This window comes from Pseudomonas sp. ARP3 (assembly GCF_001029595.1).
GTDB classification, from domain to species: Bacteria; Pseudomonadota; Gammaproteobacteria; order Pseudomonadales; family Pseudomonadaceae; genus Aquipseudomonas; species Aquipseudomonas rhodesiae.
Map to the genome: position 1 here is coordinate 101,325 of NZ_LEKF01000018.1, position 24,946 is coordinate 126,270.

General features: G+C 61.8%; 21 protein-coding genes. 12 read left to right on the forward strand and 9 right to left on the reverse strand.

Going from position 1 to position 24,946, the window contains the following annotated elements; genetic code table 11:
• Positions 1 to 6: 6 nt before the first annotated feature.
• Together ABX75_RS19645 and ABX75_RS19650 are read right to left on the reverse strand one after the other, a co-directional pair.
• Positions 7 to 714 (reverse strand): PolC-type DNA polymerase III, encoded by a 708-nt coding sequence (locus ABX75_RS19645; protein ID WP_047882494.1) that lies wholly within the window; start codon positions 712 to 714, stop codon positions 7 to 9.
• Positions 711 to 2,633: a putative nucleotidyltransferase substrate binding domain-containing protein gene (locus ABX75_RS19650; RefSeq protein WP_177329699.1), complete on the reverse strand. Its 1,923-nt coding sequence runs from the start codon at positions 2,631 to 2,633 to the stop codon at positions 711 to 713. Before ABX75_RS19650 ends, ABX75_RS19645 begins: the two co-directional genes overlap by 4 nt.
• 244 nt (positions 2,634 to 2,877) lie before the next feature.
• Here ABX75_RS19650 and ABX75_RS19655 point away from each other — a divergent pair, with 244 nt between their 5' ends.
• Positions 2,878 to 3,324, forward strand: coding sequence for a response regulator (locus tag ABX75_RS19655; RefSeq protein ID WP_047882496.1), 447 nt, complete (start codon positions 2,878 to 2,880; stop codon positions 3,322 to 3,324).
• Positions 3,325 to 3,435: 111 nt separating this feature from the next.
• Here the strand turns inward: ABX75_RS19655 and ABX75_RS19660 are convergent, their stop codons facing one another.
• Entirely contained in the window at positions 3,436 to 5,613 is a 2,178-nt protein-coding gene (locus ABX75_RS19660; RefSeq protein ID WP_034115297.1) for a malate synthase G, read from the reverse strand.
• 267 nt (positions 5,614 to 5,880) lie between these two features.
• On the opposite strand from ABX75_RS19660, the gene ABX75_RS19665 reads away from it, so the two are divergent.
• Positions 5,881 to 6,393 carry a glycine cleavage system protein R gene (locus tag ABX75_RS19665; protein WP_034101118.1) on the forward strand — a complete coding sequence of 171 codons (513 nt, stop codon included), beginning with the start codon at positions 5,881 to 5,883 and terminating at the stop codon, positions 6,391 to 6,393.
• A 221-nt stretch (positions 6,394 to 6,614) separates the two neighbouring features.
• Here ABX75_RS19665 and rarD read toward each other — a convergent pair whose 3' ends face one another.
• From rarD to ABX75_RS19690, 5 genes are all read right to left on the reverse strand, one after another.
• Entirely contained in the window at positions 6,615 to 7,499 is an 885-nt protein-coding gene (rarD, locus tag ABX75_RS19670) for an EamA family transporter RarD (protein ID WP_034101117.1), read from the reverse strand.
• A gap of 127 nt (positions 7,500 to 7,626) precedes the next feature.
• Positions 7,627 to 8,601, reverse strand: a complete 975-nt coding sequence (locus ABX75_RS19675; protein WP_034101116.1) for a serine/threonine protein kinase — start codon at positions 8,599 to 8,601, stop codon at positions 7,627 to 7,629.
• Between the two features lie 167 nt (positions 8,602 to 8,768).
• Positions 8,769 to 10,667, reverse strand: a complete 1,899-nt coding sequence (locus ABX75_RS19680; RefSeq protein ID WP_047882497.1) for a PhoX family phosphatase — start codon at positions 10,665 to 10,667, stop codon at positions 8,769 to 8,771.
• An 81-nt stretch (positions 10,668 to 10,748) separates the two neighbouring features.
• Positions 10,749 to 11,513 carry a TOBE domain-containing protein gene (locus ABX75_RS19685; protein WP_047882498.1) on the reverse strand — a complete coding sequence of 255 codons (765 nt, stop codon included), beginning with the start codon at positions 11,511 to 11,513 and terminating at the stop codon, positions 10,749 to 10,751.
• A 58-nt stretch (positions 11,514 to 11,571) separates the two neighbouring features.
• Positions 11,572 to 12,309, reverse strand: a complete 738-nt coding sequence (locus ABX75_RS19690) for a ComF family protein (RefSeq protein WP_034101113.1) — start codon at positions 12,307 to 12,309, stop codon at positions 11,572 to 11,574.
• A 91-nt stretch (positions 12,310 to 12,400) separates the two neighbouring features.
• Here ABX75_RS19690 and bioB point away from each other — a divergent pair, with 91 nt between their 5' ends.
• The 6 genes from bioB (at position 12,401) to ABX75_RS19720 (ending at position 17,360) form a co-directional block, all read left to right on the forward strand.
• On the forward strand, positions 12,401 to 13,456 hold the full coding sequence (bioB, locus tag ABX75_RS19695; protein ID WP_034101112.1) for a biotin synthase BioB: 1,056 nt from the start codon (positions 12,401 to 12,403) through the stop codon (positions 13,454 to 13,456).
• Positions 13,457 to 13,599: 143 nt separating this feature from the next.
• On the forward strand, positions 13,600 to 14,766 hold the full coding sequence (bioF, locus tag ABX75_RS19700; RefSeq protein WP_047882499.1) for an 8-amino-7-oxononanoate synthase: 1,167 nt from the start codon (positions 13,600 to 13,602) through the stop codon (positions 14,764 to 14,766).
• The gene (locus tag ABX75_RS19705; RefSeq protein WP_034101110.1) at positions 14,759 to 15,490 is read left to right on the forward strand and encodes an alpha/beta fold hydrolase; all 732 of its coding nucleotides are present in this window, start codon (positions 14,759 to 14,761) and stop codon (positions 15,488 to 15,490) included. Before bioF ends, ABX75_RS19705 begins: the two co-directional genes overlap by 8 nt.
• Positions 15,483 to 16,295: a malonyl-ACP O-methyltransferase BioC gene (bioC, locus tag ABX75_RS19710; RefSeq protein WP_034115295.1), complete on the forward strand. Its 813-nt coding sequence runs from the start codon at positions 15,483 to 15,485 to the stop codon at positions 16,293 to 16,295. Before ABX75_RS19705 ends, bioC begins: the two co-directional genes overlap by 8 nt.
• Positions 16,292 to 16,972, forward strand: a complete 681-nt coding sequence (bioD, locus tag ABX75_RS19715; protein ID WP_047882500.1) for a dethiobiotin synthase — start codon at positions 16,292 to 16,294, stop codon at positions 16,970 to 16,972. Before bioC ends, bioD begins: the two co-directional genes overlap by 4 nt.
• Before the next feature lie 106 nt (positions 16,973 to 17,078).
• Positions 17,079 to 17,360: a hypothetical protein gene (locus ABX75_RS19720; RefSeq protein ID WP_034101107.1), complete on the forward strand. Its 282-nt coding sequence runs from the start codon at positions 17,079 to 17,081 to the stop codon at positions 17,358 to 17,360.
• On the opposite strand, the gene ABX75_RS19725 is transcribed toward ABX75_RS19720, so the two are convergent.
• On the reverse strand, positions 17,357 to 17,647 hold the full coding sequence (locus ABX75_RS19725; protein ID WP_047882501.1) for a hypothetical protein: 291 nt from the start codon (positions 17,645 to 17,647) through the stop codon (positions 17,357 to 17,359). The genes ABX75_RS19720 and ABX75_RS19725 overlap by 4 nt on opposite strands.
• Before the next feature lie 52 nt (positions 17,648 to 17,699).
• Between ABX75_RS19725 and ABX75_RS19730 the strand changes: the two genes are divergently transcribed.
• From ABX75_RS19730 to ABX75_RS19745, 4 genes are all read left to right on the forward strand, one after another.
• Positions 17,700 to 19,505 (forward strand): phenylacyl-CoA dehydrogenase, encoded by a 1,806-nt coding sequence (locus tag ABX75_RS19730; RefSeq protein ID WP_034101105.1) that lies wholly within the window; start codon positions 17,700 to 17,702, stop codon positions 19,503 to 19,505.
• A 204-nt stretch (positions 19,506 to 19,709) separates the two neighbouring features.
• Complete coding sequence (locus ABX75_RS19735) at positions 19,710 to 20,999, forward strand: diguanylate cyclase (RefSeq protein ID WP_034115292.1); 1,290 nt, start codon at positions 19,710 to 19,712, stop codon at positions 20,997 to 20,999.
• 90 nt (positions 21,000 to 21,089) lie between these two features.
• Positions 21,090 to 22,862: an acyl-CoA dehydrogenase C-terminal domain-containing protein gene (locus ABX75_RS19740; RefSeq protein ID WP_040267139.1), complete on the forward strand. Its 1,773-nt coding sequence runs from the start codon at positions 21,090 to 21,092 to the stop codon at positions 22,860 to 22,862.
• Between the two features lie 119 nt (positions 22,863 to 22,981).
• Positions 22,982 to 24,760 carry an acyl-CoA dehydrogenase C-terminal domain-containing protein gene (locus ABX75_RS19745; protein WP_047882502.1) on the forward strand — a complete coding sequence of 593 codons (1,779 nt, stop codon included), beginning with the start codon at positions 22,982 to 22,984 and terminating at the stop codon, positions 24,758 to 24,760.
• Positions 24,761 to 24,946 lie beyond the last annotated feature (186 nt).

The following is a 24,946-nucleotide window of genomic DNA, read 5'->3' on the forward strand; positions in this document are numbered from 1 at the left end:
ATGAGATTAAAACGATGGCGCCTGTTGCCGGCGTTTCCATTGGCTCAACCGCGTGTGCAGCGCGTGCGGTGTATCGATTGACTGCTGGCGCGCGCGGCTGAACAAAATCAGCATCAGCTCCGCCGTGGCCAAGGCGTCGGCGCTGGCGTGATGGCGTTCGCCGACTTCCAGGTGAAAGTGTTTGACCCAATCGTCCAGCCCTGCCTCGCGAAGAGGTGCTTCGGGGCACAGCAGGGGGGCGATGTCGGCCACATCCAGAAACGGGTGGGTCAGGCGATAACCCAGGCTGTCCTTGAGCGCGCGGCTCAGCATGTGTTGATCGAACGGCGCGTGGAACGCGAGCAGTGGGCTGTCGCCGACGTACTCCATAAAGTCCAACAAGGCTTCCACCGGATCGCTGCCGGCGGCAATGGCGCTGGGCCCCAGGCCGTGGATCAGCACACTGGGGCTGAGTTTGGTTTCGGGGCGTTGCAGGGTGCGCTCGAACAACTGGGAGAAGTCCACCGCGCCATCCTCGATCACCACCGCGCCGATGGACAGCACCTGGTCGCGGTTGAGGTTCAGGCCGCTGGTTTCCAGGTCCACCACCACCCAGCGTTGACTGCGCAAGGCGTCTTCACTCAGCGGCGCGGGTTTGGGCAGTTGCGCCAAGCGCCGTTGTTGGGTTGCATCCAGCTGGGGTTTGGCCGCGCGCAGCCAGGCGAACAGGCTCACAGTTGATACCGCAGGGTCAGGCTGCTTTGCAGGCGCTGGGCCTGGCGCAGGGATTCGCGCAGGATGCGCCGGTCCAGGTGGTTGAGGCTGTCGGGATCGACGCGGTTGGAATACGGCTGGTTTTCGCGACTTTGCAGTTGGTGCTGCTGCATGCGGGTCTGCTGGATAAAGTGATAGGCCTCCTCATACGCCGCGCCGTCCAGCGGTTCGATAACCTCCTTGACCACCAGTTGGCGCAGGCGCTCCAGGGTGTTGTTAGTGTGAATGCCATTGGCCAGGGCCAGCAGGCGCGCGCCGTCGACAAAAGGCGTGAGACCCTGCACCTTGAGATCCAAGGTGGCTTTTTCGCCACCTTTGCGGGTTAGCACAAAGTCACGGAAACGCCCAACCGGGGGGCGCTGGCGCAGCGCATTCTCGGCCAGCATGCGTTGGAACAGACGGTTATCCGCGACCTGATCGAGAATGCCCTGGCGCAATACCTCGCAGCCTTGCTCGTCGCCCCACACCACGCGCAAGTCAAAATAAATACTCGAACCCAACAGGTTCTCCGGCGTCGCCTCGCGGATGAACGCCGCAAAACGCCGCGCCCATTCGGCCCGCGACAGGCACAGCTCCGGGTTGCCGGCCATGATATTGCCTTTGCACAGGCTGAAACCGCACAACGCCAGGCTCTGGTTGATGTGTTGGGCCAGGGGCAATAGACGGCCGCGGATCGCGGCGGCCTCGGCGGCGTCCTTGGCCTCGAACAGAATGCCGTTGTCCTGATCGGTGTACAGCGTCTGCTCGCGACGGCCTTCGCTACCGAAGCACAGCCAACTGAATGGCACGCCAGGGTCACCTTTTTCGGCGAGGCTCAGCTCGATCACCCGGCACACAGTGTGATCGTTGAGCAGGGTGATGATGTGGGTGATCTGGGTGGACGACGCGCCGTGGGCCAGCATGCGCTCGACCAACTGACCGATCTCGCCGCGAATCGCCACCAGGTTGTCGATGCGCGGGGCGTTGCGAATGGTCCGGGCCAGGTGCACCAGGTCCACCCGTTGCAGGGAAAACAGATCGCGCTCGGACACCACGCCGCACAGGCGCTGGTCCTTGACCAGGCACACATGGGCGATATGCCGCTCGGTCATGGCGATGGCGGCGTCGAAGGCGCTGTGGTCCGGCGTCAAAAAGAACGGTGCCTGGGTCATGTGCACGTCGATGGCCTGGCTGAAATCGCTGACGCCGCCGGCCACCACATGGCGTAAGTCGCGCAGGGTAAAAATCCCCAGGGGCGCCTTGTTGTCGTCGACGATGACAATGCTGCCCACTTGCTGCTCGTGCATCAGCGTGACTGCTTCGCGCAAGGGCGTATGCGGGCTGCAGGTGACCGGATGGCGCATGGCCAATTCACCCAGGCGCGTGTTGAGGGAGTATTGGGTGCCGAGGGTTTCCACGGCCTTTTGCTGCACCTGCTGGTTGACCTGATCCAAGAGGCTGCTGACGCCGCGCAGGGCGAAGTCGCGGAACGGGCTGGAAAGGGCGAACAACTTGATAAAGGCCGGTTTGTTCAGTTGCAGGCAGAACGTGTCTTCGGCGGCCTTGTGCTCGGTGCGCGTGGCGCGTTCGCCCAGTAGCGCGGCCAGGGGGAAGCATTCGCCGGTGGTGATTTCGAAGGTGGTCTCGGTGGTGTCCGGTCGTTCGCCGATCACGCGGCCTTGTTTGACGATGTAGAAATGCTCGACCGGCCCGCCCGACGGTTTGAGGATGCTGTCACCGGGGGCATAAAAACGTAATTGGCATTGTTCCACCAGAAACGCCAGGTGCGCGTTTTCCATCTGGTTGAAGGGCGGGAAGCGTTGTAGAAACTGCAGCGTGCCTTGGATATTTTGCAGCACGGCAGTTTTCCCCGCCTGGGCGAAGGCATCAGCTTTACTCATAACAGTGACCGCAGTTTTTTTGTCGTTATCGAGCTGCATGGTCGACTCCTGCGCGGCGGGTGCCCATTGGACGTAAGTCTAGGTCGGTGTAAAAGACGCTGAGCTAGGGAAAAACCCTACATGTTTATCGTCCGAACCCCGTAGAACGCCCACTAGGCAAACTTTCCGACGAAGTGCACATTGTTCGCCCTTCCGCAGATGTCTGACGAGTGCTGGGAGATTGATTAGAACCGCTGAGAACCGTATGTCCGACCACGATATTTTGAGTGATGCCGAGCGCGAGGCGCTCAGCGCCGTGATGCTGGAGCCCGATCTGCCGCCACAACGCGTGTTGATTGTCGACGACGACAAGGACGCGCGCGAGTTGCTGGCGGAAATCCTGGGCCTGGACGGTATTCGCTGCATGACCGCCGACAGTGGTGAGCGGGCGTGGGATTTATTGAACTCCAGCAGTTCCATCGGCTTGTTGATTACCGACCTGCGCATGCAACCCAGCAACGGGCTGGAACTGATCAAGCAAGTGCGCGAATCCACACGCGCGGCGCTGCCGATCATCATCATGTCCGGGGACGCCGAAGCGCCGGATGTCATTGATGCGATGCATTTGAGCGTGGTGGATTTTTTGCTCAAGCCGATTGATAGCGTGAAACTGGCGAGGTTGGTGAAGCGGGAGTTGGGGATGGCTTCCTGATTCCTCCTTACATCCGCCCACGCTGGGAGGGCGCTTGCTTCCGATGGCGCCATTGCGGTCAGCCCAAGCCTCAAACAAAAAGCCCTGATCTCTCGATCAGGGCTTTTCTATTTACAGGCCGTTCTTAGCCTTGAATTCCCGACGCCGGCGATGCAACACCGGCTCGGTATACCCGTTAGGCTGTTTGGTCCCTTCAATCACCAGTTCCACCGCCGCCTGGAAGGCGATGTTGCTGTCGAAGTCCGGTGCCAGCGGGCGATACAACGCATCCCCGGCATTTTGACGGTCCACCACCGGCGCCATGCGCTTGAGGCTTTCCATCACTTGCGCTTGATTAACGATGCCGTGGCGCAGCCAGTTGGCGATGTGCTGGCTGGAGATGCGCAGGGTCGCGCGGTCTTCCATCAGGCCGACGTCGTTGATGTCCGGCACCTTCGAGCAGCCGACGCCCTGGTCGATCCAGCGCACTACATAGCCGAGGATGCCCTGGGCGTTGTTGTCCAGCTCGTTGCGGATTTCCTCTTCGGACCAGTCGGTATTGCTGGCCAGGGGAATGGTCAGGATATCGTCCACCGAGGCGCGTTCGCGCTTGGCCAGTTCGGCCTGACGCGCGAACACGTCGACCTTGTGGTAGTGCAGTGCGTGCAACGCGGCGGCCGTTGGCGAAGGTACCCACGCGGTGTTGGCGCCGGCCAGCGGGTGAGCGATTTTCTGTTCCAACATCGCCGCCATCAGGTCGGGCATCGCCCACATGCCTTTACCGATCTGCGCACGACCTTGCAGGCCGGTGCTCAAGCCGATATCGACGTTCCAGTTTTCATACGCTGCAATCCACTTTTCCGACTTCATCGCCGCCTTGCGCACCATCGCGCCGGCTTCCATGGAGGTGTGGATTTCGTCGCCAGTGCGGTCGAGGAAACCGGTGTTGATAAACACCACGCGCTCACTGGCGGCCTTGATGCAGGCTTTGAGGTTGACCGTGGTGCGGCGCTCCTCGTCCATGATCCCGACTTTGAGGGTATTGCGCGGCAGGTTCAGCACGTCTTCGACGCGGCCGAACAGCTCGTTGGTGAATGCCGCTTCTTCCGGACCGTGCATTTTCGGTTTAACGATGTACACCGAACCGGTGCGGCTGTTCTTGCGGCTTGTATTGCCGTTGAGGCTGTGGATTGCCGCCAGGCTGGTGATCAGGCCGTCGAGAATACCTTCCGGTACTTCGTTGCCGTCTTTATCCAGGATCGCGTCGATGGTCATCAAGTGGCCAACATTACGCACGAACAGCAGCGAACGACCGTGCAGGGTCACGTCCTGGCCATTCACGCCGGTGTAAACGCGATCGGGGTTCATGGTGCGGGTGAAGGTCTTGCCGCCCTTGGCCACTTCTTCGGCCAGGTCGCCCTTCATCAGGCCGAGCCAGTTGCGGTAGATCACCACTTTGTCGTCGGCATCCACGGCAGCGACGGAGTCTTCGCAGTCCATGATGGTGGTCAGCGCGGCTTCCATCAGCACGTCTTTGACACCGGCGGCATCGGTCTGGCCGACCGGGGTGCTGGCGTCGATCTGAATTTCGAAGTGCAGGCCGTTGTGCTTGAGCAGGATCGCAATCGGTTGGGCGCTGTCGCCCTGGAAGCCGATCAATTGGCTGTCGTCGCGCAGGCCGCTGTTGCTGCCACCTTTAAGGCTGACGATCAGCTTGCCGTCGACAATCTTGTAGCCGGTGGACTCGACATGGCTGCCGGCGCTGAGCGGCGCGGCTTCGTCGAGGAAGGCGCGGGCGAAGGCGATGACCTTGTCGCCGCGCACCTTGTTGTAGCCTTTGCCCTTCTCGGCGCCGTCGGCTTCGCTGATGGCGTCGGTGCCGTACAGCGCGTCGTACAGCGAACCCCAACGGGCGTTGGATGCGTTGAGGGCGAAGCGGGCATTCATTACCGGCACCACCAACTGTGGGCCGGCCATGCGCGCGATTTCGTCATCGACGTTTTGGGTCGAGGCTTGGAAGTCTGCGGCTTCTGGCAGCAGGTATCCGATGTCTTGCAGGAAGGCTTTGTAGGCCACCGGGTCGTGGGCCTGGCCGGCATGGGTCTGGTGCCAGGTATCGATCCGTGCTTGGAAATCATCGCGTTTGGCGAGTAGGGCTTTGTTCTTCGGCGCCAGGTCGTGGATGACCTTATCGGCACCGGCCCAGAACTGATCGGCAGTGATGCCGGTGCCGGGAATGGCTTCGTTGTTCACGAAGTCGAACAGGACTTTGGCGACCTGCAGGCCACCGACTTGAACGTGTTCAGTCATTGCTTGCCTCACTCTGCGGAGCTTATGCGCTGTTTCGGATTTTCATTATGTAGTGCTCGGTTGGGCATACTACATGATGACTTGCGGTTGTGAAAATTAGACTAAATACGTCGTTTAGCGACCCACTTTGGTCGTACGGTCACAGCGGAGAACGGTATGTTCTCAAAAAGTTACAGGATTGTTCCAGATAAATATAAAAATGGTACACGATTTGTTTTCGCGGCACCCTGGGTCCACCTTGTAGGCTGACTTCCAGAGGGCTTCGCCATGGACCATCTTGTACTCACAATTATCGCCGCCGACAAACCCGGCCTGGTTGAACGTATCGCGCAGACCATCGCCGCCCAGGGCGGCAACTGGCTGGACAGCCGCATGGCCCATATGGCCGGGCAGTTCGCCGGGATCCTGCGGGTAAGTGTGCCGGCAGACAATCGTCAGGCGTTGGTGGGGGCGTTGGAGGACTTATCCACACACGGCATCCGCGTGCTGGTGGGCGAGGGCAGCACCGCGCCAGCGCCGGCGTCCAAACCCATCGTGATGACGTTGGTGGGCAATGATCGCGCAGGGATCGTGCGTGAGATCACGGCGTTGTTGAGCCGCCAGGGGGTCAACCTGGAAAGCCTGAGTACCGGCGTAACTCCAGCACCGATGAGCGGAGACCTGTTATTCAACGCCGAAGCGTTGTTGCAGGTGCCTTCGAGCTTGCCCCTTGAGACGTTGCAAGCCTCCCTGGAAACCTTGGCCGACGACCTGATGGTCGAGCTGCATCACGAGGAGTAATCGCCACAGGGTTATCCATGGAAATCTTGCATGGGCCTGTGGATAACCTGTAGAGACCCCTCGCCAGGCCACGCCCGCCGTGGCTCTTGCTCAGCTGAGCAAAAAACGAGCAGTTTCAATGGCTTGTGCACAAATGGCGGGGACCAGGTTGTGGATAACCTTGGGGTGAATGGCTGCAAGCCACACAGGCTGTGGCTTGCAGAGTTTTGTACGTTATTTGATCAGCGTTTGCGCACGCTCAGCCAGGCATCCACGCTGTACACCACCAGGCCGGCCCAGATAAAAGCGAACGCCAGCAGCGTGCTCGGCGCCAAGTGTTCGCCGAACAGCAGCACCGCTTCCAGCAACACCAATGTGGGTGCCACGTACTGCAAAAAGCCCAATGCGGTGTAAGGCAAATGCCGCGCGGCGGCGTTGAAACACACCAGCGGGATCAGCGTCACCGGGCCTGCGGCCACCAGCCACCAGGCTTCGGACGTGCTCCAGAATGCCAGTTGCGCGCTATGTGCGCTGGGGTTGAACAGCAGCCACGCCACCGCGATTGGCACCAGCATCCAGGTTTCCACCACCAGCCCCGGCAATGCTTTGACCGGCGCCTGTTTGCGGATCAGCCCGTAGAAACCGAAGGTCAACGCCAGCGCCAACGAGACCCACGGCAAGCTGCCCACCTGCCACACCTGTTGCGCCACGCCCACGGCGGCCAATATCACGGCGACCCACTGTAAGCGGCGCAGACGTTCGCCCAGCAACAGCATACCCAGCAGCACGTTCACCAGCGGGTTGATGTAGTAACCCAAGCTCGCTTCGAGCATGCGCCCGCTGTTGACCGACCACACATAGGTCAGCCAATTGGCCGCAATCAGCGAACCGCTCAGTGCCAGAATCGCCAGGCGCTTGGGGTTGTCGCGCAGCTCGCGGAACCAGCCGGGGTGCTTCCACACCATCAGCAGCAAGCCCCCGAACAGCGCCGACCACAGCACCCGGTGCACGATGATCTCGGCGGCAGGCACGCTGGCGATGGCTTTGAAGTAGAGCGGGAACAGGCCCCAGATGACATAGGCGCTCAGGCCCAGAATGTACCCTTTGCGGGGGTTGGCGGCGTGCATGCGAAATCCTTGCTTAGGCAGCTAACAAAGCGCGATTGTAAGGATATTTGTCAACCAATGGGACTGGCTTGGTCATGAGGTTTGCTTTGTGTGGGAGGGGGCAGGCCCTCTCCCACATTAAAAGCACTCAGAAGAGTTTCAGCGGCTCTTCGTTGAGGGCCGAGAGTTGCTCACGCAGGGCCAGGACCTGATCGCCCCAATACCGCTCGGTGCCGAACCACGGAAAACTGTGGGGGAACGCCGGGTCGTCCCAGCGCCGTGCCAGCCAGGCGCTGTAGTGCATCAGGCGCAAGGCGCGCAGGGGTTCGATCAGAGCCAGTTCGCGCGGGTCGAAGTCGTGGAATTCCTGATAGCCGTCCATCAATTCCGACAGTTGCCCCAGGCATTCCTGACGATCGCCAGCGAGCATCATCCATAGGTCCTGCACCGCTGGGCCCATGCGGCAATCGTCCAGGTCGACGATGTGGAACATCTCGTCGCGGCACATCATGTTGCCGGGGTGGCAATCGCCGTGCATGCGGATGTTCTTGTGCGGGGTGGCCTTGTATACCTCTTCCACCCGTTTGAGCAGGTCGCGCGCTACTGACTCGTAGGCCGGCAACAGGCTCTTGGGAATGAAGTTGCCCTCAAGCAGCGTGGTCAGCGAATCGTGCCCGAAGTTCTTCACTCCCAGCGCTTCGCGGTGTTCGAACGGTCGCGTGGAGCCCACGGCATGCAAACGCCCCAGCAACTGCCCCAGCCGATAGAGTTGATCCAGATTGCCCGGCTCCGGCGCACGGCCGCCACGACGGGGGAACAAGGTAAAGCGGAACCCCGCGTGTTCGAACAGGCTCTCGCCGTTATGGATCAGCGGCGCCACCACCGGCACGTCGCACTCGGCCAATTCAAAGGTGAAACGGTGTTCTTCAAGAATCGCTTCGTTGGTCCAGCGCTGGGGCCGGTAGAACTTGGCGATCAGTGGCTCGGAGTCTTCGATGCCCACTTGATAGACGCGGTTTTCGTAGCTGTTGAGTGCCAGCACGCGGGCGTCGCTGAGGAAACCGATGCTTTCGACGGCGTCGAGCACCAGATCGGGGGTGAGTGTTTCAAACGGGTGGGCCATGCGAACTCCTGCGCGCAGCAGGGCGCCGCGTCCGGCCGGGTATGGTAACGCACGCGGCTGGAGATAGGGGGCGACTGTGCCATTGTCATCGGGCGCACGCCCCTCCCATCTTTGAAGGCAGTCACCTGTCAAAATGTGGGAGGGGGCTTGCCCCCGATAAGGCCGTGTCAGGCGCCGACGATGCCGCCGTCATCGCGCCGAATGGCCAGCACCGACGAACGCGGCTTACCGTTGGGCAAGTGCTCCGGCCAGGTCGAGCCACCGGTTTCGCCCGGATGCTGAATGCCCACGAACAGGGTTTTCTGGTCCGGCGCGAAGCTGATGCCGGTCACTTCACACGCCACCGGCCCCACCATGAAACGACGAATTTCCCCAGTGTTTGGATCGGCACAGAGCATCTGGTTGTTGCCCATGCCGGCGAAGTCGCCGCTGTTGCTGTAGTCGCCGTCGGTGAGAATCCACAGACGTCCAGCTTTATCGAAGCCCAGGCCGTCGGGGCTGTTGAACATGTTCTGCGGGTTGATATTCGACGAGCCGCCCTTGGGTGCGCCGGCGTGTACCGCTGGGTTACCGGCCACCACGAACAGGTCCCAACTGAAGTCGTCGGCGCCGTGGTCGTCGGCATTGGCCTTCCAGCGCAGGATCTGGCCGTAGACGTTTTTCTCGCGCGGGTTAGGCCCGCCCACCGGCTGGCCGTCCTCACCGCGTTTGGCGTTGTTGGTCAGGGTGCAATAGACCTGGCCGTCGGTGGGGCTGACCACGATCCATTCCGGACGGTCCATACGCGTAGCTTTGACCACGCTGGCGGCCAGGCGCGCGTGGATCAGCACTTCGGCCTGGCTGGCAAAACCGCTGCTGGCGTCGATGCCGTTTTTGCCGTGGGTCAACTCGACCCACTGGCCCTTGCCGCGAGGATGATCGGCGTTGCCGTCGCCCGCGTCGAAGATCGCCACGTACAGCGTGCCGTGGTCGAGCAAGTCCTTGTTGGCCTTGGGGTTCTTGTGATTGATCTTGTCGCGGCTGATGAACTTGTAGATGAATTCACCGCGCTCGTCGTCGCCCATGTACACCACAGCACGACCGTCGCGGGTCTGCGCCAGCGCCGCGTTCTCGTGCTTGAAGCGGCCGAGGGCGGTGCGTTTGGCCGGGGTGGATTGCGGGTCGAAGGGGTCGATTTCCACCACCCACCCATGGCGATTGAGTTCGTTGGGGTTCTTGGCCATGTCGAAGCGCGGGTCGTGCAGGTGCCAGTTGATGTCCTTGCTGGCCGCCACCACGCCGTAGCGCTTCTGCCCGGCGTCGAAGGCTTGCTGCGGGTTGCTGCTACCGAAGCAATCGGTGAAGTTTTCTTCACAGGTCAGGTAGGTACCCCAGGGGGTCATGCCGTTGGCGCAGTTCTGGAAGGTGCCGAGGGCTTTCTTGCCGGACTTGTCGGCGCTGGTCTTCAACCAGTCATGGCCGGCGGCGGGGCCGCTCAGGCGGATCGGCGTGTTGCCGTGGATGCGGCGGTTGTAGCGTGAGTCCTGAACGAACTGCCAGGTGTCGCCCTTGCGCCGAATTTCGATCACCGACACGCCTTCGCTGGCCTGGGCCTTGCGCACCTCTTCGGCCGATTGCGGCGCGCCGCCGTGGGCGTAGAGGTAGCGATAGTTGGTGTATTCGTTATTGATCGCCATCAGCGCGCGGTTGTTGTCGCCGGGGAACGGGAACAGGCTCATGCCGTCGTTGTGGTCGCCGAACTGCTGCTCCTGCGCCTCCGCTGTGCCATTGCCGGACGGGTCGAAGGCCGGCGCATTCTTGTGCAGCGGCTGGCCCCAACTGATCAGCACCGAGGCGCTGTAGCCTGGCGGCAGGCTGATGGTGTCGCTGGTGGCGGCGGCGATGCTGTCGAACCCCAGCAGTGGGCTGGCGTTGGCAGCATTGACCGCCAGCGCGCTGCGGCTGAGCAGGTTGCCGCCCAGGAACATCGCGGCGCCGCACAGGGCGCCGGCCCCGATAAAGCGGCGGCGGGTCAGGCCGACCATCTGTTCGAGGTCGGTGGCTTGGTTCTCTTCTAACAGGCTCATCTCGGGCTCCTTGAGTGCTTTTTGCCAACACCTTAAGCAGCCGCCGTGACGAAATTGTTGCAGTTTGAAGAAAGCTGCCGCTTACACCGGCGTCCCCAGCAACACCTGGCTCGGCGCGAATTGCACCTGGATCGGTTGGCCGACCGTCGCGCCCAATGCGGCAAGTGCGTTGGTCTGCGCTAAAGCGCAGAGCACCAGGCCATTGGGCAGGCTGATGCGCACTTCGCTGGGGCCGTCGTCGGCGTCGAGAACGGTGTCGATCAAGCCACTCAGGCAATTGTTTCCAGGTGTTGCGGGTTGATCGACCGCAAGCAGTTCCAGCCAGCCGGCCTTGATCAAGGCGACGGTTTCCACGCCCGGTTCCAGTTCCAGCCGTTGCGTGCTTTCGTGGGTGATTTGCGCTTTCACTGTCACACCGCCGGCCAGACGCAGGTGGATCAGGTCATTGCGCCCCTGGGCCTCAATGGCGTCCACGCGGCCATGCAACTGGTTGCGCGCGCTGGTGCGCAGCATCAGGCGGCCGAGCAGGTTGAAGTCACTGGCGGCTTCGTCCGAGGCCAGCACTTGGGCCTGTAGCGCTTGCAGGCGCTGATATAGGCGCAACACCCGCTCGCCCTCCATGGTCAGCTTGGCGCCGCCACCGCCTTTGCCGCCGACATTGCGTTCAACCAAGGGCTTTTGCGCGAGGTTGTTCAGTTCATCGATGGCGTCCCACGCGGCCTTGTAGCTCAGGCCGGCGCTTTTGGCGGCGCGGGTGATCGAGCCTTGTTCGGCAATATGGGCCAGCAACGCGATGCGTTGGGGGCGGCGGATGATGTGCTGGCTGAGGGGCGTCGGCAAAGGCATGGCAATACGCTTGAGTGGGATCGACCGAACGTTGCGGGCAAGACCGAGCGCCGTCAAGTCAGCCGCCGGGCTTGGGCGTGCGGGCCAGGCAATACACATCGACCTGGCGGGCGCCGGCACTGATCAACAGGCGGCTCAGGCTATGGGCCGTCGCGCCGGTGGTGAGCACGTCGTCCACCAGGGCAAAATGGCGGCCCTGCACCTGGGCATTGGCGCAAAGGGCGAAGGCGCCGCGCAGATTGCGCTGGCGGGTTTTGGCGTCGAGGGCCTGTTGCGCAAGGGTTTCATGGGGGCGTAGCAACAGCTGTTCATCGTGGGCGATGCCCAGGTCTTGGCTGAGCCAGCGCGCAAGCATCAATGCCTGGTTGTAGCCCCGTTCGCGCAGGCGCTTGCGGGCCAGGGGCACCGGCAGCAGGCAGTCGGGGCGCGCCAGGTCAGTGTTGTCGAAGCGGTGCTGCACATGCTGCGCGAGCAGTCGTGCGAGCATGTGCCCCAACGGCCAGCGTGCCTGGTGCTTGAAGCGGCTGATCAGGCTGTCGACCGGAAAGCTGTAGGACCAGGGCGCGATCACCTGTTTAAACGCAGGCGGCTTTTTCTGGCATTGACCGCAGGTCAGCCCTTCCATCGGCAAGGGCAGGGCGCAGACATCGCACTGGTCCAGCAGCCACGGCAATTCGGTTTCGCAGACGTTGCACACACAAAGCGCTGATTCGGTGGTTTCATCGCAGATTAAACAGCTGTGTTCGTTTTTTAACCAGTTGTAAACCTGGTGTTTGTATCCAAGTTGACAGTGCATGAATCTTCCTTAAATATGCCGAGCATCCGTGTCGTGCCTGTGGGTATTGCCTGCCCACAGCGTTTGCCAAAGCATAATCAAGGAACCGCCCATGAGCGCCAGCACCACTGCCCACTTGCGTCACGACTGGTCGTTAGCCGAAGTCAAAGCGCTATTCGTGCAGCCCTTCAATGACCTGTTGTTCCAGGCGCAGACCGTGCACCGCGCGCATTTCGACGCCAACCGCGTGCAAGTGTCGACCCTGCTGTCGATCAAAACCGGCGCCTGCCCGGAAGATTGCAAATATTGTCCGCAGTCGGGCCACTACAACACCGGCCTGGAAAAAGAAAAGCTGATGGAAGTGCAGAAGGTCCTCGAAGAGGCCGCGCGCGCCAAGGCCATCGGCTCGACCCGGTTCTGCATGGGCGCCGCGTGGAAGCACCCGTCGGCCAAAGACATGCCCTACGTGCTGCAGATGGTCAAAGGCGTCAAGGCCATGGGCCTGGAGACCTGCATGACCCTCGGTCGTCTCGATCAGGACCAGACCGCCGCTTTGGCCGAGGCGGGCCTCGACTATTACAACCACAACCTCGACACCTCGCCAGAGTTCTACGGCTCGATCATCACCACCCGCACCTACAGCGAGCGTCTGCAGACCCTGGCCTACGTGCGCGAGTCGGGGATGAAGATCTGTTCCGGCGGCATCCTCGGCATGGGCGAGTCCCTCGACGACCGCGCCAACCTGCTGATCCAACTGGCCAACCTGCCGGAGCATCCCGAGTCGGTGCCGATCAACATGCTGGTGAAGGTGGCCGGTACGCCGCTGGAAAACGCCGATGACATCGACCCGTTCGACTTTATTCGCATGCTGGCGGTGGCGCGCATCCTGATGCCTACATCCCATGTGCGCTTGTCGGCCGGCCGCGAAGCCATGAACGAGCAGATGCAGGCCCTGGCGTTTTTTGCCGGCGCCAACTCGATCTTCTACGGCGACAAACTGCTGACCACCGCCAACCCGCAGGCCGACAAGGACATGCAACTGTTCGCGCGCCTGGGCATCCAGCCGGAGGCTCGCGAAGAGCACGCCGACGAGGTGCATCAGGCGGCGATCGAACAGGCATTGGTGGAGCAGAAAAGCAGCGAGCAGTTCTACAACGCCGTCGTTTAATTGAAGTGCGATCCAAATGTGGAAGGGGGCTTGCCCCCGATAGCGGTGGGTCAGTCATTACATGCACTGGCTGGCACACCCTCATCGGGAGCAAGCGCCCTCTCACATTTTGACCGAGTTAAACCTGCCAAACCGAGGCCAGCATGTCTTTCGATCTCGCCGCGCGCCTCGCTGCCCGCCGTGCCCAACACCTTTATCGCCGACGGCCTCTGCTCGACAGCCCTCAGGGCCCGCAGGTGGTGGTCGACGGCCAACCCTTGCTTGCGTTCTGTAACAACGATTACCTGGGCCTGGCCAATCACCCGCAGGTGATCGAAGCCTGGCGCGCTGGTGCAGCACGCTGGGGCGTAGGCGGTGGCGCTTCGCACTTGGTGGTCGGCCATGCCACGCCGCACCATGAACTGGAAGAGGCCCTGGCCGACCTGACCGGTCGCCCACGGGCACTGCTGTTTACCACCGGCTACATGGCCAACCTCGGCGCGGTTACGGCGCTGGTGGGGCAGGGCGATACCGTGCTTGAAGACCGCCTCAACCATGCGTCGTTGCTGGATGCGGGGCTGTTGTCCGGGGCGCGGTTCAATCGTTACCTGCATAACGACGCCTCCAGCCTGGCCACGCGCCTGGAAAAAGCCACCGGCAACACCCTGGTAGTGACCGACGGGGTGTTCAGCATGGACGGCGATCTCGCGGACCTGCCCGCACTGGCCCGCGCCGCCAAAGCCAAAGGCGCCTGGCTGATGGTGGATGACGCCCACGGCTTCGGCCCACTGGGCGCCAACGGCGGCGGGATTGTCGAGCATTTCGGCCTGAGCCAGGACGATGTGCCGGTACTGGTCGGCACCCTGGGCAAAGCGTTCGGCACCGCCGGTGCGTTTGTGGCGGGCAGTGATGACCTGATCGAGAGCCTGATCCAGTTCGCCCGGCCGTACATCTACACCACCAGCCAACCGCCCGCGCTGGCCTGCGCCACGTTGAAAAGCCTGGAGCTGCTGCGCACCGAACACTGGCGCCGCGAGTACCTTGACGCGCTGATCCGTCAATTCCGTGCGGGGGCCGAGCAGCTAGGTTTGGACTTGATGCCCAGCTTTACGCCGATCCAGCCGATCCTGATCGGCGACAGCGCCAAGGCGATGCGCTTGTCCCGGATGCTGCGCGAGCGCGGCCTGATGGTCACCGCGATCCGCCCGCCCACCGTGCCCGCCGGCAGCGCGCGTTTGCGTGTGACGCTAACCGCCGCCCACACTGCGGCGCAGGTGCAGCAATTGCTAGAGGCGTTGGAAGCGTGTTTGCGGGAGCCCGAGCATGCGTGATCGATTGATCTTGCTGCCGGGCTGGGGCCTAGGCGTTTCACCGCTGGAGCCGTTGGCCGCTGCCTTGCGTGGCTTGGATGAGCACTTGCAGGTGCATATCGAACCGCTGCCTGCGCTGGACTCCAGCGACCTGAATGAGTGGCTCGACGAACTCGACGCCACGCTGCCGGACAACGCCTGGCTGGGCGGTTGGTCCCTCGGTGGAATGCTCGCCGCTGAGCTGGCCGCCCGGCGCGGCACGCGTTGCTGCGGGCTCCTGACGCTGGCGAGCAACCCTTGTTTTGTCGCCCATGACCACTGGCCCAGCGCGATGCCCGCCGAAACGTTCGATGCCTTCCTCGCCGGTTGCCACGCCGACTCCCAGGTCACCCTCAAACGCTTCGGCCTGTTGTGTGCCAAGGGCGCCGACGACCCGCGCGGTCTGGCGCGCTTGTTGGTCAGTGGTGCGCCGATTACGCCTTCCACCGTATTGATGACCGGCCTTGAAGTGCTCGCGCAATTGGACACCCGCGATGCGTTGCTGGCCTATCGCGGGCCGCAATTGCACCTGTTTGGCGGCCTGGACGAGTTGGTGCCCGCCGAAGCCGCCAGCGAACTGCTGGCCCTGCTGCCCGATGTCGAAATCGGCCTGATTGAACAGGCCGGCCACGCTTTTCTTCTGGAAGACCCCCACGGTGTTGCGGCGGCCATCCAGGCTTTTTTGCATGAGTGCGTAGATGACTGATTTATCCCTTCCCCCGCTGCCCGGCGCTTTGCCGGACAAACGCCAGGTAGCGGCGTCTTTCTCTCGCGCGGCGGCCAGCTACGACAGCGTTGCCGAGTTGCAACGGGCGGTGGGCGGCGAATTACTGGCGCGTTTGCCGGCCGGTATCGCACCAGCGCGCTGGCTGGATATGGGCTGCGGCACCGGTTATTTCAGTCGAGCGTTGGGTGAGCGGTTGCCCGACAGCCACGGCGTGGCGTTGGATATCGCAGAAGGTATGCTCAATCACGCGCGGCCATTGGGCGGCGCGGCGCATTTCATCGCCGGAGATGCTGAACGGCTGCCGCTGAAGAATGAAAGCTGCGGGCTGATTTTTTCCAGCCTGGCGGTGCAATGGTGTGCTCATTTCGATGCGGTGCTCAGCGAGGCCCACCGCGTGTTGCAGCCGGGCGGGGTGCTGGCGTTCGCCAGTCTGTGCGTGGGGACCTTGGAGGAACTGCGCGAAAGCTGGCGCGCCGCCGATGGTCTGGTGCACGTCAATCGATTCCGCACCTTCGACGCGTATCGGCAACTGTGCGACGCCAGCGGTTTGCGTGTGCGGTGCCTGGAACGCCAGCCTCACGTGCTGCACTACCCGGACGTGCGCAGCCTGACCCATGAACTCAAGGCGCTCGGTGCGCACAATCTGAACCCCGGTCGGCCTGGCGGCTTGACGGGCCGCGCGCGCGTTGCTGCACTGATCCAGGCGTATGAGCAGTTCCGTCAGGCCCAGGGCCTGCCGGCGACTTACCAAGTGGTGTATGCCGTACTGGAGAAGCCTCTATGAGCGCCGCTTATTTCATTACCGGCACCGATACCGATGTCGGCAAGACCACCGTCGCCGCCGGCCTGCTACACGCGGCCCGGCAGGCCGGCAAGAGCACGGCGGCGGGCAAGCCGGTGGCGTCCGGGTGTAGCGTGACGAGCAAGGGTCTGCGCAATGCCGATGCGTTGGCGCTATTGGCCGAGTGCTCGGTGCCGCTGAGTTACGCCGAGGTCAACCCACTGGCGTTCGAACCGGCCATCGCTCCGCATCTGGCCGCGCGGGAGGCGGGCGTTGCGCTGACGGTGCAATCGCTGCTCAAACCCATGCAACAGGTTTTGGCGCGGCAGGCCGATTTCACCTTGATCGAAGGGGCTGGCGGCTGGCGCGTGCCATTGACCGACCAGGCCAACCTTTCTGATCTGGCCATTGCGCTCAAGCTGCCGGTGATCCTGGTGGTCGGCGTGCGCCTGGGCTGTATCAGCCATGCCTTGCTGACCGCCGAAGCCATTGCGCGGGACGGTTTGCCGCTGGCGGGATGGGTGGCCAATATCATCGACCCCAAGACCTCCCGTCTGGAAGAAAACCTTGCCACCCTCGCCGAACGCTTGCCCGCGCCATGCCTGGGGCGCGTGCCCAAGCTCAAGCAGCCCACGGCTGAGGCAGTAGCCGACTACCTGCAATTGGACCTGCTTGACTGATTTTGGCTATCAGCAAGGCATTGTGCCATTAGTGTTATTGACGGGTGTTTTGCCACGATCTCTGGTTCAATCGGGGCTCACGATTCTCTAAAGGCAGGTTAACGCCATGGAAATCTCAGGAAGCAGTGCGTTTTATTCGGGCCTGAGCACCATTCAGACGGGGCAGAACCGCGTCGACCAGGCCGCCGGTAAAATCGCCAGCGCCGCAACGACTCAGCCTTCGGATGCACAGGTTGACCGGCTGCGCGCCAACGACCGGGCCCAGCCGTCCAACTCGGCGAGCAATATGGTCGAAATGGCCGAGGGTAAGTTTCAGGTGGAGCTGGGTGTCAAAGTCGCCAAGGCTTCGGATGAAATGCTCGGTACGTTGATCGACACCTACGCTTAGCCCGCACTTTTTCTGTTGAGCGGGCCTGCGTAGCAGCTCGACATCTGAATACCTAATCCCTCCCGATCTAGTGGGGCGGTCACAATCGTGGCTGCCCTCAGTTCGACGCGCACCAGTTCGCTCACCGCGAGTCTTGCGTAATGATTTCCTACACTCACTCCCTGTGGCGTCGCGCCGCAGGCATTGCCGTGCGTGGCATTGATGCCCGTCATGACAAACGGCATCCGAGCGGTGCTTGACATCCCCAGGTCGTAAACGTATGTTTCAAACACCTGTTTGACCGCCACAGTTCATCCACGCGGTTGTTCATTCCAGATACATCAGCAGAGGTTTATCGCTATGCCTGACTACAAGGCCCCCTTGCGTGATATTCGCTTCGTTCGTGACGAACTGCTTGGCTATGAAGCGCACTATCAGAGCCTGCCGGCTTGCCAGGACGCTACCCCGGACATGGTCGACGCCATCCTTGAAGAAGGCGCCAAGTTTTGTGAGCAAGTACTGGCACCGCTGAACCGCGTGGGCGACCTGGAAGGGTGCACCTGGAGTGAGTCGGGCGTTAAAACCCCAACCGGTTTCAAAGAAGCCTACAAACAGTTCGTCGAAGGCGGCTGGCCAAGCCTGGCCCACGACGTGGAGCACGGCGGCCAAGGCCTGCCGGAATCCCTGGGCCTGGCAGTCAGCGAGATGGTCGGCGAAGCCAACTGGTCGTGGGGCATGTACCCAGGCCTGTCGCATGGCGCCATGAACACCATTTCCGAGCACGGCACGCCCGAGCAACAAGAGGCGTACCTGACCAAGCTGGTGTCGGGCGAATGGACCGGCACCATGTGCCTGACCGAGCCGCACTGCGGCACCGACCTGGGCATGCTGCGCACCAAGGCCGAGCCACAGGCCGACGGCTCCTACAAAGTCTCCGGCACCAAGATCTTCATCTCGGCCGGTGAACACGACATGGCCGATAACATCGTGCACATCGTGCTGGCCCGCCTGCCGGACGCGCCGGCCGGCACCAAAGGCATCTCGCTGTTTATCGTGCCCAAGTTCCTGCCGAATGCCGATGGCACCATCGGCCAGCGCAACGCGGTGAGCTGTGGTTCCCTGGAACACAAGATGGGCATCCACGGTAACGCCACTTGCGTGATGAACTTCGACGCGGCCACCGGTTTCCTGATCGGCCCGGCGAACAAAGGCCTGAACTGCATGTTCACCTTTATGAACACCGCTCGCCTGGGCACCGCGCTGCAAGGCCTGGCCCACGCCGAGATCGGCTTCCAGGGCGGCCTGAAATACGCTCGCGATCGCCTGCAAATGCGTTCCCTGACGGGCCCGAAAGCGCCGGACAAGGCCGCCGACCCGATCATCGTGCACCCTGACGTGCGTCGCATGCTGCTGACCATGAAAGCCTTCGCCGAAGGCAACCGTGCGATGGTGTACTTCACCGCCAAGCAAGTGGACATCGTCAAGTACGGCACCGACGACGAAGCCAAGAAACAGGCCGATGGCCTGCTGGCCTTTATGACCCCGATCGCCAAGGCGTTCATGACCGAAGTCGGTTTTGAATCCGCCAACCACGGTGTGCAGATCTACGGCGGCCATGGCTTCATCGCCGAGTGGGGCATGGAGCAGAACGTTCGCGACAGCCGCATTTCGATGCTGTACGAAGGTACCACCGGCATCCAGGCCCTGGACCTGCTGGGCCGTAAAGTGCTGATGACTCAAGGCGAAGCGCTCAAGGGCTTTACCAAGATCGTGCACAAGTTCTGCCAGGCCAACGAAGGCAACGAAGCGGTCAGCGAGTTTGTCGCACCGCTGGCGGCATTGAACAAAGAGTGGGGCGAACTGACCATGAAGGTCGGCATGGCGGCGATGAAAGACCGTGAAGAAGTCGGGGCCGCGTCGGTGGACTACCTGATGTACTCCGGCTACGCCTGCCTGGCTTACTTCTGGGCCGATATGGCACGGGTTGCCGCTGAAAAGCTGGCCGCCGGGACTACCGACGAGGCGTTCTATACCGCCAAGTTGCAGACCGCGCGCTTCTACTTCCAGCGCATCCTGCCGCGTACTCGTACCCACGTGGCGACCATGCTGTCGGGCGCCAGCAACCTGATGGACATGAAAGAAGAAAACTTCGGCCTGGCTTACTAAGCCTTACCGGGTTTCTTGGAAACCGCCGCAGCCCAAAGGCTGCGGCGGTTTTTTTTCGACGGTTAAAAAACGCAGCTCAGCGCTCAGGGATTGAGCCTGGCTGCCGTTACAGTGATGGCAATGTGACGCATCCCGCGCAAGGTGTGCTTAACTGTTTGCGCTACGGCAAAGTGCCATTACTTTTTGCGGGTCGGAGCTTTACCCTTGTCACGCGTGTCCGCTGTACGTTTCAGCCATTTCCTTCCTTCGTTGCTGCTTTTACTGGCCGGGCTCTCGGCTGCGTACGTCAAGGACCTCAACGTCTTCTTCACGTCGCTGTTCAACGTGTTGCCTACCCTGGTGCTGTTGCTCGGCGGCTCGTATTGCGCGGTGTACCGCCGTCAGCGCGAACTGTTTCTGATGATCACGGTGTACGTCGCTTACTTCCTGCTCGATACCCAGACCGATTACTACCGCGATAACGGCCGCGTGCGCGAAGACGCGGCGGTGGTGTTTCATCTGTGCTGCCTGTTGTTGCCGTTGCTGTTCAGCATTTATGCGCTGTGGCAGGAAAAAACCCATCTGTTCCGCGACTTTGTCGCACGCTGCGCCGTGCTGCTGGCCGTCGGCAGTGTCGCGCTGGCCTTGGAGCAAAGTTATCCCCAGGCGCTGCTGAACTGGCTGGCGGAAATTCGCTGGCCGGCGCTGCATGGCAGCTGGATGAGCCTGATTCAACTGTCATACCCGATGTTTCTGATTGGTTTCGTCACCCTTGCCGCGCAGTACTGGTACCAGCCGCGTCCGCTGCATGCGGCGCAATTGGTGGGCGTGATGGGGTTGTTCTGGATGCTGCCGCAAACGTTCATCCTGCCGTTCACCCTGAACATCATGTGCAGCCAGGTCATGTTGATGATCGCCGCCGGCGTGGCCCATGAGGCATATCAAATGGCATTCCGTGACGAGTTGACCGGCCTGCCCGGGCGGCGGGCCCTCAACGAGCGCATGCAGCGCCTGGGGCGCAACTATGTGCTGGCGATGACCGACGTCGATCACTTCAAGCGCTTCAACGACACCCACGGCCATGATGTGGGCGATCAGGTGTTGCGCCTGGTGGCGAGCAAGCTGTCCAAGGTCAACGGCGGCGGGCGCGCGTACCGTTACGGCGGGGAAGAGTTTGCCGTGGTATTCGCCGGCAAGACCCTGGATGAGTGCCTGCCGCACTTGGAGGAGATCCGCGAGATCGTCGCCAACTACGATATCAAGCTGCGCAACGCGGACCGTCCTCAGGATGACCAACAGGGCCGTCAACGTCGGGCGGGTAGCGGGGCGTCGAGTGTCTCAGTGACGGTCAGCATCGGTGTGGCCGAGCGCCAGGTGGAGCAACGCACGCCGGAAGAAGTGCTCAAATCCGCCGACCAGGCGCTGTACGCGGCCAAGGGCGCGGGACGTAACTGCGTAATCGCGGCCGGCCAGAACCGCCGTGGCGCGGTACGCATGCAGAGCGCTGCCGGTTGAGTAATGGCGGTGTATTCAGCGGCCCTACAGTGATTGAACGGCGTGCAGGCCGGCGGTAGGTTGGAGCGATCTGCCGCTGGAGACATCGCCATGCCTGAGTACAAAGCTCCCCTGCGCGACATGCGCTTTTTGATCGACAACGTGTTTGATTTCCACGGTCACTACGCGGCATTGGGCGCGACGGACGCCAGCCCGGACATGGTCAGTGCCATCCTCGAAGAAGGTGCGAAATTCTGCGAGAACGTGCTCTCGCCGCTCAACCGTAGCGGTGATGAAGAGGGCTGCCATTTCGACAATGGTGTTGTGACCACACCCAAGGGCTTCAAAGAAGCGTTCGCCCAGTACGTGGAAGGTGGCTGGCACGGCGTCGCGGCCGACCCGGCCTACGGCGGTCAAGGCTTGCCGCAATCACTGGGCCTGGTGCTCAGCGAGATGATCGGCTCCAGCAATACGTCGTGGGGCATGTACCCCGGCTTGACTCACGGCGCCATGTCGGCGATCCACGCCCATGGCACCGCCGAACAGAAAGACACCTACCTGAGCAAACTCACCGCCGGCGAATGGACCGGCACCATGTGCCTGACCGAAGCCCACTGCGGCACCGACCTGGGCCTGATCAAGACCCGCGCCGTGCCCCAGGCGGACGGCAGCTACGCCGTCACCGGTAGCAAGATTTTCATTTCGGCCGGCGAGCACGATCTGAGCGCCAATATCATCCACCTGGTGCTGGCCAAACTGCCGGACGCACCGGCGGGTACCAAAGGTATTTCGTTGTTTATCGTGCCCAAGTTCCACGCCGATTCCGGCGAGCGTAATGCGGTGCACTGCGGCTCCATCGAACACAAGATGGGCATCAAGGCCTCGGCTACGTGCGTGCTGAACTTCGACGGCGCCAAAGGCTTTCTGATCGGCGAGGCCAATAAAGGCCTCAACTGCATGTTCACCATGATGAACCACGCGCGCCTGGGCACCGGCATGCAGGGGCTGTGCAATGGCGAGGCGAGTTTCCAGGGCGCGATCAAGTACGCCAATGACCGCCTGCAAATGCGTTCTCTGACCGGCCCCAAGGCCCCGGACAAGCCTGCCGACCCGATCATCGTGCACGCCGACGTGCGACGCATGCTGTTGACCATGAAGGCCTTCAACGAAGGTAATCGGGCGCTGGCCTATTTCACCGCGCAACTGCTGGACACCGCCCACCTGGGCGACGACGCCGCCCAGCGCCAGGAGGCCGAAGACCTGTTGGCCTTCCTCACACCGATCTGCAAAGCCTTCATGACCGATACCGGCCTGGAGGTGACCAACCTCGGCATGCAGATCTTCGGCGGCCACGGCTACATCCGCGAATGGGGCATGGAGCAACTGGCGCGGGATGCGCGAATCGCGCCGATCTACGAAGGCACCAACGGCATCCAGGCCCTCGACCTGCTGGGCCGTAAGGTGCTGGGCAGCCAAGGTAAGTTGTTGCGTGGGTTTACCAAGATCGTGCATAAGTTCTGCGCTGCGAATGCCGAGCACCCGCAGCTCAAGGGGTATGTGGCGCAGCTCAATCAGTTGAACCAGGAATGGGGCGAGTTAACCACCAAGGTGGGCATGGCCGCGATGAAGAACCCGGACGAAGTGGGGGCGGCGGCTGTGGATTACTTGATGTACAGCGGGTACATCATCCTCGCCTACTTGTGGCTACGCATGGCCATTGCCGCGCAGTCCCACAGCGACGGCGAGTTCGCCAAGGCCAAGCTGGCCACCTGCGAGTTCTACTTCAAACGCCTGTTGCCGCGCACCATCACCCATCGCGCGGCGGTGGAGGCGGGCAGTGAGTGCCTGATGAGTCTGCCTGCGGAGGCATTTATGCTGGGGTGACTTAAAAATACTTGTCAGTCACAAGCAGACCCTATGTGTCTCAAAAGTTGTTCGGTTACACTCGGGGCCTGTAAAACCGATCCTACCGAATCACTTTTTACGTTCTAACGAGGTTTGCCATGGCTGATTACAAAGCGCCGCTGCGGGATATGCGCTTCGTCCTCAACGAAGTGTTCGACGTCGCCAACACCTGGGCTCAGTTGCCGGCGTTGGCAGACAGCGTAGATGCCGAAACCGTTGAGGCGATCCTCGAAGAAGCCGGCAAAGTCACCGCCAAATGCATCGCCCCGCTCAGCCGCGGCGGCGATGAGCAAGGTTGCCGCTGGGCGGACACGGTGGTATCGACGCCGGATGGATTCCCACAGGCCTATAAAACCTACGCCGAAGGCGGCTGGGTGGGCGTGGGTGGCGACCCCGCGTTTGGCGGCATGGGCATGCCCAAGGCGGTGTCGGCCCAGGTTGAAGAGATGATCAACTCGTCGAGCCTGGCGTTCGGCCTGTACCCAATGCTGACCTCCGGCGCCTGCGTGTCGATCGCGACCCACGCCAACGAAGACTTGAAAGCCACCTACCTGCCGAAGATGTATTCCGGCGAGTGGGCCGGTTCCATGTGCCTCACCGAAGCCCATGCCGGTACCGACCTGGGGATTATCCGCACCAAGGCCGAGCCGCAGGCGGACGGTTCCTACAAGGTCAGCGGGACCAAAATCTTTATCACCGGCGGCGAGCACGACCTGACCGAAAACATCATCCACCTGGTGTTGGCCAAGTTGCCCGATGCGCCGGCCGGTCCCAAGGGCATCTCGCTGTTCCTGGTGCCTAAGTTTATGGTCAATGCCGATGGCAGCCTGGGCGCGCGTAACCCAGTGAGCTGCGGCTCCATCGAACACAAGATGGGCATCCAGGCGTCCGCTACCTGCGTGATGAACTTCGACGAAGCCGTGGGTTATTTGGTGGGCGAGCCTAACCGTGGTCTGGCGGCGATGTTCACCATGATGAACTACGAGCGTCTGGGCGTAGGCATTCAGGGGTTGGCGTCCGGTGAGCGTTCCTACCAGAACGCCATCGAGTACGCGCGTGACCGCTTGCAAAGCCGTGCGCCGACCGGCGCCCAGGCCAAGGACAAAGTGGCCGACCCGATCATCGTCCATCCCGACGTGCGTCGCATGCTGCTGACCATGAAAGCGTCGAACGAAGGTGGCCGTGCGTTCTCTACCTACGTAGCCACCCAATTGGATATCGCCAAGTTCAGCGACGATGCCCTCGCCCGCGAGCGCGCCGACAACCTGGTGGCCTTGCTCACGCCGGTGGCCAAGGCGTTCCTCAGCGACTTGGGCCTGGAAACCACCGTGCTGGGTCAGCAAGTGTTTGGCGGCCATGGCTACATTCGCGAATGGGGCCAGGAACAATTGGTGCGCGATGTGCGCATCACCCAAATCTACGAAGGCACCAATGGCATCCAGGCCCTGGACTTGATGGGGCGCAAGATCGTTGGCAGCGGCGGCGCGTTCTATCGTTTGTTCGCCGACGAGGTTCGCCAGTTCACCGCGACAGCCGGGGCTGAGCTGGGCGAGTTCATCCGTCCGCTGAATACGGCGGTGGATAACCTGGATGAGCTGACGGCCTGGGTGCTTGATCGCGCCAAAACCAACCCGAACGAAATCGGCGCGGCGTCGGTGGAGTATTTGCATGCGTTTGGTTACATGGCCTATGCCTATATGTGGGCACGCATGGCCAAGGCCGCATGGGGCAAGGAAACCGAGGACGACTTCTACGCCAGCAAACTGGGCACTGCACGCTTCTACTTTGCGCGCCTGCTGCCGCGTATCCACTCGTTGTGTGCGTCGGTAAAAGCCGGTAGCGAATCGCTATTTTTGCTGGATGAAGCCCAGTTCTAAAGGCTTGGAGGGCGTGTAAGCAATCTCTTACATGACGTGCTGCTAATCGTCCTCTATCGCCACATTGGATCCATCGATAATCTACTTCACATGGACGTCGCGCAGGAAGCGCAAAGCAACAACACGGACACGTAGGATTCTGCCAGGACGGCGGAGTGAAATGGATGTCAGGGAAACAGTCTGCAA